Genomic DNA, 7,875 nt, shown 5'->3' with positions numbered 1-7,875 from the left:
CGCAACCAAGCACAACAAGAACGCGACCAAGCACAACAAGAACGCGACCGCGCTTTTGCCCGATTACGGGAATTGGGCATTGACCCGACACAGTTGTGACTATAATTAATCTTCAGCGGAGATACCGTCATCTTCCACCACTGCTTCGGTGATAGGAGAGGGGGGAATTTCCGTTAGGGGAGATAAATCGGCCGGGGGGGCCACCACGCGATCGAGTTTTAGGGTTAAATAACGAATAACCTCATCACTTAAACGCATGGCCCGTTCCATGGGGGCGACTTGTTTGCCGCTGGCCTGATAATTCATCTGCACATAGACACCATCATTGAGTTTTTTGATGGGATAGGCCAGACGTTTTTTACCCCACACCTTAACCTCAATGTCTGTGGCGCTGTGTTCGGTAATCAGAGTCCGATAACGTTCCACTTGTTGCTGAACGACTTCTTCCCCTAAATCGGGACGGAGAATGTAAAGAGTTTCGTAGTTATTGCTCATGTCAGAATCCTTATGGACTAGAAGGCTTCTTTGTCAAGGCCAGAGGTTAATTGATTTTAATAACTCTCTAGCTTTTAATAAAGAAGCAAGGATATATGATCATACTACTATCCGAGAGTCGATCGCTAGTCATTCCCAGAAAAATATGGCGCAACGCTATGTACGAGTGAAACATCGTCAAGGACAAATCTTCTACGGACTGTTACAGCTAAACCGTAGCGTTGCTGTCTTTGATGCCCCTCCCTGGCAAGGAGGGCAACTAACCAAAATAGAATTAGAACCTGATAGCTACCAACTATTAGCCCCCTGTTTCCCGTCGAAAATTATTGCTGTGGGCAAAAATTACCGCGCCCACGCCGCCGAGATGGGAACACCTGTACCGGAAGAACCGCTTTTATTTCTCAAGCCACCGACGACAATTATCGCCGACGGTGAAACGATTTTTTATCCGCCCCAATCGGAAAGAGTGGATTATGAGGGAGAATTAGCATTAATTATCGGAGAAACCGCCAAAAACTGCACCACAGCCCAGGCCAGAAGCAAAATCTGGGGTTATACCATTGCTAATGATGTCACCGCTAGGGATTTACAGAAAAAAGATAGCCAATGGACGCGGGCGAAAGGATTTGATAGTTTTTGTCCCCTCGGCCCCTGGATTGTCCGGGAATTGAGTATCGGGGCGCAATTAACCACTTTTCTCAATGATGGCAGCGAACCCAAACAAAGCAGTTATCTCAGTGATATGGTCTTTCCCCCCGATGTCTTGGTGGCTTATATCTCCCAAGTGATGACCCTGCTGCCGGGGGATGTGATTTTAACGGGAACTCCCGAAGGAATCGGACCGATGCAGGTGGGGGATAAGGTTCGGGTGGAAATAGAAGGCATCGGGGTTTTGGAAAATAGCGTCATGGCAGCAGAAATCAATTAACGATAATTAACAATCCTAGCGAATACGGCGGGGTCTAGACTCGCCCCACCGACTAAAGCCCCGTTTATCTGCGATTGAGCCATAATTTCATCGATATTATCCGGTTTTACCGAACCACCGTACTGAATGGTTACTTCGGGATTGTCTAATTGTTGCCGAATCAAACCGATAACGCGGTTAGCTTCCTCGCTTTCGCAGGTTTCCCCCGTCCCAATCGCCCAGATGGGTTCGTAGGCGATAACGAGGTTTTTTTGGTCAACATTGACTAAACCCCCTTGAATTTGCTTGATAATTACCTTTTCCGTTTCTCCGGCATCTCTTTGGGCTTTACTTTCTCCCACGCAGATAATCGGGATTAAACCTTGTTTTTGGGCAGATATAACCCTTAAATTGACGGTTTCATCGGTTTCGCCGAAATATTGCCGGCGTTCACTGTGACCGATAACCACATAGTGAACCCCGATTTCGGTTAACATATCCGCCGAGATTTCGCCCGTATAAGCCCCCGATTTTTCCCAGTGGACATTTTGCGCCCCCAAGCGAATACGACCACCGTGGAGGGTTTTAGAGAGGACAGCTAAAGCTGTAAAAGGGGCGCAAAGAACTACTTCTCGGTCGTCGGGGGTTTCATCTAGATGGGATTTAAAATCTTGCAAAAACTCCAAAGCTTCTCTCTGGGTTTTGTGCATTTTCCAGTTACCTGCAATAACAACTTTCGGCACAGCTTAATTAATTTAGTAGATTTGATAATTTATGGTACATTTTACTCTAAGCCTTTTTGTTACCCTAAGCAAGATCAGCGATAATCGCTGTTTGTCGTGAACAGATTTCTTGAGTAGTTTTACCTCTACCTAGGGTTTGCTGAATAAATCTAAAAACTTTGTTTGATAAGGCTTTTAGACTTTTTTGACCTCAAAAAGTGCCTACCATTGGAGGGATCGGGGGTAAAATTCCTGGACTTTTTCCCTGAAAATTAGGTAACTGACCACCTCAAAATCGGTAAAACCCTACACCCTACACCCCACACCCCACACCCTGCCCCCACGAAAAACTTTTTGCCGCAAACCCTACCTATGCCCTAATCCCCTACCAAATCCTCATGCGAACCTTAGCGATCGGCGATATACATGGTTGCTCAAAAGCTCTAGATCACTTGCTAGAGATCGTCAACCCCAAACCGCAAGATACTTTAATCACCCTCGGTGATTACGTTAATAAGGGCAGAGACTCGAAAGGGGTGATCGATCGCCTGATTTCCCTACATAAACAGGGAAATTTGATTCCCCTCAAAGGTAATCACGAGATTATCATGCTGCAAGCCCGTAATAACCCCCTCAAACAGCGTCTCTGGTTAGAAAAAGGCGGTAAAGCCACCCTCAAATCCTATAGCGAAGGCCACCTGATTAAAATTCCTGAATCCCACTGGGATTTTTTAGGAAAAGTCTGTATAAATAGCTACGAAACTGCAAATCATTTATTTGTTCACGCTGGTCTCGATCCCAATCTACCCCTAGCCAGACAACCAGAATACAAACTCTTTTGGGAGAAATTTCAATATCCCGCCGCCCATAGTTCGGGAAAAACCATGATTTGCGGCCATACCAGCCAAAAAAGCGGTAAACCGGTTAATCTCGGCCATGCCATTTGTATTGATACTTGGGCCTACGGCCAAGGCTGGTTAAGTTGTTTAGATGTGGAAACGGGGAAATTGTGGCAGGTTAACCAGCGAGGAAATTTTCGCATTAGCCATATTCAAGATTATTACCGTCCATCCTCTCTAGGTCAGGACATTAAGGAAGGTTCGCCGATTTTTGGCGGTTCACTCTTGTCGAGAGCGGCAGCAATAACATTTAAGGGCAAATAACTGGGGTAAACTCCCTCGCGAGCGCGTTCAATATCCGTTTCCTCTAGGGGAATTTGGTATTTAATCGCAATTGCCTTGAGGATATCGCCGCGATCGATCACTCCCGCTACGGCGGAGGCTGGTGTTAACACCGTGATCATGCGGTCTGGGATGGTTTCCAATTTCTGCACCACCGTCACTAAGGGGGTTTTTTCCTCAACAGTGGCAATTTCCGCGAGGGGATGGGCAAGATCAAGCAGTTGTTTTTCTGACCAGAAACTCCGCTCGATCGCCTGTAAATCTTCCACCCGAATTAATCCCCGATAACGCCCCTCGGATGCGGCAAAATAAGCAGTATTGGCAGCCGCTCGGTCTAAAACGTATTCTTGGGCGAATTCCTCTAGGGTTTGATGGGCGTTTAAAACCCGCAAATCTCTGCTCATCACCTCTCCCGCTGTGAAATTGAGGAGACTTTCCTGTAAATTAGTCAAATTATCGTAGGCGCGGGCATTTCTGAGGATAAACCAGCCCATTAATCCTAACCAAGCTCCCTCCACAGCTGCCGTCAAGAGAACCAAGAAAATCCCCAAAATAATCCCCAACCAACCGATTAATTGACCACTGATCGCAGCCCAATGTAAACCCTTCCAGCGATCGCCAGTCGCTTGCCAGACGATTGCTTTGAAAATTTGACCGCCATCGAGGGGTAACCCAGGGATAAGATTAAATAGAGCCAAAAACAGGTTAATTATCGCTAAATGCCCGCATATATAAGTTAAATTGGCGTTTAAATAGGGTAAGTGACTGGCTAGGGATAGGAGACAAAACAGGAGAAAACTGACGAGGGGTCCAGCGATCGCTACTTGCAGGGCCTCTGGAGGAGTCCGAGATTCTCGATCGATCGAGGCCATACCCCCAAAGAGGAATAGGGTAATGGAATTGACCTTGATACCTTGGCATCGGGCCATGAAACTATGACCTAATTCGTGGAGTAAAACCGAGATAAACAGCAATAAAGCGATGATTAAACCAAGTAACCACGCTAAAATAGAACTTTGGCCAGCCTGAGACTGAATTTCTGCATCGGTGGCATTGATCAGGGTGACAAAAGCCAAAATCAAAAACCAGGAGGAATCAATATAGAGAGGAATGCCCAATAAAGAGCCGATTCGCCAATTTGTACCCATAATTTTCAGTGGGGAAGTGGGAAGTGGGAATTATGAATTATGAATTATGAATTGGGGAGTGGGGTGTGGGAATTATGAATTATGAATTATGAATTGGGGAGTGGGAAGTGGGGAGTGGGAAGTGGGGAAATGGGGAAATGGGGAAATGGGGAAATGAGGGAATTCAACTAAAACCCTAAAACCCTAAAACCCTAAAACCCTAACCCCTAACCGCTAACACCTGTACCCTTTTAAGACATTTGGAAAATAAAAGTCATTTTGTCCCCTTTACCGAGGGAAATACGATCGCCAGCACGGAGACGATGACGATTGCCGGGGGGTAGGGGAGTGTGATTAACGTAGGTTCCGTTGGCGCTGCCGCTGTCTTCGAGGTAATAGATGCCTCCTTCGACGCGGATATCGGCATGAACCCGGGAGACGATATCAGAATCGGGAAAACCGGAAACATCGATATCGGGGGGAATGCGAGCGTTAGGTTTGCCGATATGAATTACCGATAGATGTAGGGGTAATTCAATTTTGCTATCGGTTTGTAGGTGCTGGAGACTAGCCATTTCCATCTGTAGGCGGGTGGCAGCCGGAACCGGTGGGGGGGCAACAGGAGGAGGTGCGATCGAAGCGAGCGTGGGTGTTGGGACTGGTGAGACGGGTTCAGGTTCCGATTCGGCCTCGGCTGCCACCATGGGGACAGAATTAGGCTGTAAATTGTAGCCACACTGACCGCAAAAGGTGGCATCAGTTTGGATGGTTGCCCCACAACTAGGACAGAAAGACATCCGTGGCAAGGGAGTGTAACAGGCCTCGCATTGAGTGGCCTCATCGGGGTTAGTATGTTCGCAATTGGGACAAACGATCATTTTTAAGAAAAAAGGAAAAACTAAAAAAGCCGATTAGGGTGTTGGGGTGTTAGGGTGTTAGGGTGGTCACTGCGTGCGCGTTGCGGGGGGTGTTGGGGTTTTAGTTGAATTCCCCCATTTCCCTATTCCCCCATTTCCCTATTCTCTAGACAAAAGAGGAACCGGCGGCGGCATCGAGTAACCAGTATAATTCCCCGGCCGGGGGGTGGATCAGACGGGAAGGATAGGAGAAAGAGTCACCATAGGCAGAGAAAATCTCATGTAGAGCGGGGCGTTTACTTTCGCCGGCAGCGATAAAGATCACACAACGGGCCTGATTGATCAGGGGAACAGTAAAAGTCAAGCGGGGATTACCATCTTTCTCGCCGACGGTGATACAGCGATCGCTGACCGTTAAAGCTGCCGTGTGGGGAAAGAGAGAGGCGGTGTGACCATCATCGCCCATTCCCAATAAAATCAGGTCAAAAACGGGAAAATCGGGCGAATTGACCCCAAACCATTGGCGGAGATGATCATCGTATTTTTGGGCAGCCCGGTGGGGATCGGGGTCATCCGTGGGCATAGGATGAATATTAGCGGCCGGGATCGGTATGCGATCGAGCCATGCTAACCGGGCCATGCGTTGATTACTGTCGGGATGATCGGGACTAACGTAGCGTTCATCTCCCCAGAAAACGTGAATTCTTGACCAGTCGAGGGGTTGAGAGGATAAAGCTTCGTAGAGAGGTTTCGGGGTGCTACCGCCGGACAGAGCGATCGTAAAATGGTCCTGTTGGTCGAGGCTGGTTGTGATTTTTTCCAGAACCAGCGCCAGAGATTTTGCGATCAGAGCTTGTTTATCGGCTAAAATTTCCACCAATTTCTGCATGGGTTTTGTTATCGACTCAGGGGGGCTGTCTTTACTATAGGCTAACGATTCAGGACTCGTCTGAGAGCTTGGGAAAATTTTATCCTTTGACAGCCTCTGTCTTAGGTAAGAGATACGGGGGGAAACCCAGTCTGAGAGCTTGGGAAAATTTTATTAGACCTGCGGCAAAAGTAAGTTATCGAAGTGCTATCGGGTCAAAATATCTAAAAATTCGGATAAATTTGCTATAATCTTAGTTTTTATCGATATTATAGTTTTCTATTGTCTTTTTTCTCCTCCTGGCGACCGTCTTCTCAGCTAAAGGAAGATTTTTGATTTTTGCGAGAGAGCTATTCTTTGACAGGGATAAGTTTACCGATACCATATTGAGGTAATATTTCTAAAGTCGATTCTCGACAGGGGTTGACAAGCCGAAGGGTTTAACGTAGGGTTTAGCGGGAGGTTAAACGAGAGTTAACTAGAAATTGCAGTTTGTCAGAGGGCCTCTCGGCAAAATCCTTCTGGGAATCCCCAGCGAGAACTTTTAAACAGACTAATGAATCTATTCATTGACATACCATTACAGAAACAGCGATGAACAGCTTTACTTCTTTGTCCCTGAAATTAACGGGATTGGTTTTCATTATTTCCTTCCTTTTGGATGGGTTTATCCTGCCGCTGCCCTATCAATTCAGTCAATCCCAATGGCAGGTAGGGTTCGTCACCACCTTTGTTGATCGAGGAATTGTTCCTCTCCTGGGTATCATTCTCGTTTTAATTGCTTACTGGATTGAAGCTAACAATAGAGATAGAGATGTTATTCCTAGGAAATCCCGCTTTGAATTGCGTTGGCCGATCTTTATTCTTTCTACACTGTTGGGTTTAGTTTTTCTGTTGATGATTCCTGTTCACATCAATAATATCAACCAGATTAAAAACAACGCTTTGACTCAAATTGAACAGGGTGTTGATCAAGGAGAGGGACAAATTCAGGCTTTCTTAGCCCAGTTGAATACTCTATCGCAAAATCCCCAACTATTAGAACAGCAGATCTCTCAGAGAAATCAAGTAATTGAAACTGGTCGTTTCCAAGGACAAACGATCAGCACAGAACAGTTACAGACCCTACGTCAACAAAGAGAACAATTAACTAATTTACGGGATTTATCCAAAAAACCGAAGGAGTTTAAACAGCGATTAGATGAGATCAAAAATCAGCTACAAACTCAGCTGCAAGATCGGCGAAAACAGGCAGAAAGCCAAGCTAACTTGGAGGCTTTGAAACAGTGGTTAAGAATTGGTATTCAAAGTATGTTGCTATCGATTTGCTATAGTTTGATCGGTTGGTTAGGCATTCGAGAACTAGGTAGTATGAAAAAACGCACTGCCTAAGCAGGGGATTTATCTTAATGATGAAGTATAAAGTTTTCGTTTTCGGGAGTCAGAATTCTCCGAGTCAGGAGACGAGCGCACATAAGAACATACTTCATCCTTAGGGTCAAATCTGTGACTACTTAAATATTCAGCCACAAAGGGTATCAGCAAATGATGCCCTTTTATCTATTAAACCTGTTGCATAATTAGGGTTTGCTGAATAATGGTAAAAACCTTACAGGAAAGGGCTTTTAGCTTGATTGAGAGCTTCCCAAATGCACTTAAATCTGCTAGAATCTCTTAAAACCCTTGCATCACCCTTGCATCACCCTTGCATCTTCTCT

General features: G+C 46.0%; 8 protein-coding genes. 3 read left to right on the top strand and 5 right to left on the bottom strand.

What is annotated here, in order from left to right; translation table 11 throughout:
- Positions 1 to 105: 105 nt before the first annotated feature.
- On the bottom strand, positions 106 to 495 hold the full coding sequence (gene rpsF, locus ACE1AQ_RS05275; protein ID WP_004160997.1) for a 30S ribosomal protein S6: 390 nt from the start codon (positions 493 to 495) through the stop codon (positions 106 to 108).
- Positions 496 to 640: 145 nt separating this feature from the next.
- On the opposite strand from rpsF, the gene ACE1AQ_RS05270 reads away from it, so the two are divergent.
- Entirely contained in the window at positions 641 to 1,423 is a 783-nt protein-coding gene (locus tag ACE1AQ_RS05270; RefSeq protein WP_008202838.1) for a fumarylacetoacetate hydrolase family protein, read from the top strand.
- Here the strand turns inward: ACE1AQ_RS05270 and tpiA are convergent.
- On the bottom strand, positions 1,420 to 2,145 hold the full coding sequence (gene tpiA, locus ACE1AQ_RS05265; protein ID WP_002760957.1) for a triose-phosphate isomerase: 726 nt from the start codon (positions 2,143 to 2,145) through the stop codon (positions 1,420 to 1,422). The two genes, ACE1AQ_RS05270 and tpiA, sit on opposite strands and share 4 nt — an antisense overlap.
- A 377-nt stretch (positions 2,146 to 2,522) precedes the next feature.
- On the opposite strand from tpiA, the gene ACE1AQ_RS05260 reads away from it, so the two are divergent.
- Positions 2,523 to 3,287: a metallophosphoesterase family protein gene (locus ACE1AQ_RS05260; protein WP_008202843.1), complete on the top strand. Its 765-nt coding sequence runs from the start codon at positions 2,523 to 2,525 to the stop codon at positions 3,285 to 3,287.
- On the opposite strand, the gene ACE1AQ_RS05255 is transcribed toward ACE1AQ_RS05260, so the two are convergent.
- The 3 genes from ACE1AQ_RS05255 to pgl form a co-directional block, all read right to left on the bottom strand.
- Positions 3,206 to 4,453, bottom strand: a complete 1,248-nt coding sequence (locus ACE1AQ_RS05255) for a site-2 protease family protein (protein ID WP_008202844.1) — start codon at positions 4,451 to 4,453, stop codon at positions 3,206 to 3,208. The genes ACE1AQ_RS05260 and ACE1AQ_RS05255 overlap by 82 nt on opposite strands.
- A gap of 230 nt (positions 4,454 to 4,683) precedes the next feature.
- On the bottom strand, positions 4,684 to 5,310 hold the full coding sequence (locus ACE1AQ_RS05250; protein WP_008202846.1) for an FHA domain-containing protein: 627 nt from the start codon (positions 5,308 to 5,310) through the stop codon (positions 4,684 to 4,686).
- 145 nt (positions 5,311 to 5,455) lie between these two features.
- On the bottom strand, positions 5,456 to 6,178 hold the full coding sequence (pgl, locus tag ACE1AQ_RS05245; RefSeq protein WP_008202848.1) for a 6-phosphogluconolactonase: 723 nt from the start codon (positions 6,176 to 6,178) through the stop codon (positions 5,456 to 5,458).
- Positions 6,179 to 6,751: 573 nt separating this feature from the next.
- On the opposite strand from pgl, the gene ACE1AQ_RS05240 reads away from it, so the two are divergent.
- A complete protein-coding gene (locus ACE1AQ_RS05240) occupies positions 6,752 to 7,549 on the top strand; it encodes an HpsJ family protein (RefSeq protein ID WP_008202850.1) in 798 nt (265 codons plus the stop codon).
- The last annotated feature ends 326 nt before the right edge of the window (positions 7,550 to 7,875 follow it).

The sequence above is a fragment of the Microcystis sp. BLCC-F209 genome (assembly GCF_041928595.1).
In the GTDB taxonomy this organism is placed as follows: Bacteria; Cyanobacteriota; Cyanobacteriia; order Cyanobacteriales; family Microcystaceae; genus Microcystis.
Note: the sequence above shows the minus strand (reverse complement) of the source record. Positions and strands in the feature narration are given on the sequence as shown.

Coding starts and splice junctions, on each gene's coding strand:
- ACE1AQ_RS05255 (WP_008202844.1), bottom strand. CDS start 4,453: ATGGGTACAAATTGGCGAATCGGCTCTTTATTGGGCATTCCTCTCTAT.
- ACE1AQ_RS05240 (WP_008202850.1), top strand. CDS start 6,752: ATGAACAGCTTTACTTCTTTGTCCCTGAAATTAACGGGATTGGTTTTC.
- ACE1AQ_RS05250 (WP_008202846.1), bottom strand. CDS start 5,310: ATGATCGTTTGTCCCAATTGCGAACATACTAACCCCGATGAGGCCACT.
- rpsF (WP_004160997.1), bottom strand. CDS start 495: ATGAGCAATAACTACGAAACTCTTTACATTCTCCGTCCCGATTTAGGG.
- ACE1AQ_RS05260 (WP_008202843.1), top strand. CDS start 2,523: ATGCGAACCTTAGCGATCGGCGATATACATGGTTGCTCAAAAGCTCTA.
- pgl (WP_008202848.1), bottom strand. CDS start 6,178: ATGCAGAAATTGGTGGAAATTTTAGCCGATAAACAAGCTCTGATCGCA.
- ACE1AQ_RS05270 (WP_008202838.1), top strand. CDS start 641: ATGGCGCAACGCTATGTACGAGTGAAACATCGTCAAGGACAAATCTTC.